Annotated in this window: 1 protein-coding gene; it reads right to left on the reverse strand. The window is 39.2% G+C overall.

Annotation, left to right across the window (positions count from 1 at the left end):
* A partial coding sequence (locus tag HMPREF2701_RS11440; RefSeq protein WP_261674402.1) for a MucBP domain-containing protein occupies nt 1-548 on the reverse strand: 548 nt, incomplete at both ends.

Below are 548 nucleotides of genomic sequence, written 5' to 3' on the forward strand. Positions count from 1 at the left end.
GTTGTGATACGGTTTGGTTTCATTCCGTTATCAGAAGTGTTGTAATCTGATCCTGGTTTTCCATCTACAGTGTCTTTAGCACCTGAAGCAACATTTGCACCAGCTACATCAACACCTACTAATGGAGTTCCGTCTTCTGTTTGGTAATTTACTACTACTTGTCCTGCTTTTTCGTAAACGTAAGTTACTTCAGTTTTACCTTCTACTACGTCTCCGTTTTCTGGTTTAGAGTCATCTTTAACAGCTTTCTCTGTTAAGTAGTAAACAGTTCCGTCTTTTTCGATTTTCTCTGGTTTATTGTCAGTTGTGTCGTATTTAGCGTTTAGAGAAGCACCTTTAGTATCTTCTTTGTCTTCTGCGATTACGTTACCTTCTGTATCGACGTAGTGAACGACTACATCACCAGTAACTTCTTTATAAACGTATGTTACTTCTTTCGTCTCACCCGCAACAACTTTACCAGTTTCATCACCTTGAGTTGCTGTTGGTACTAGTTCGTATACTTTTCCTTCTGCGGTTGTGATACGGTTTGGTTTCATTCCGTTATC

Origin of the sequence: Streptococcus sp. HMSC077D04 (genome assembly GCF_001808785.1) — a bacterium.
GTDB classification, from domain to species: domain Bacteria; phylum Bacillota; class Bacilli; order Lactobacillales; family Streptococcaceae; genus Streptococcus; species Streptococcus mitis_BX.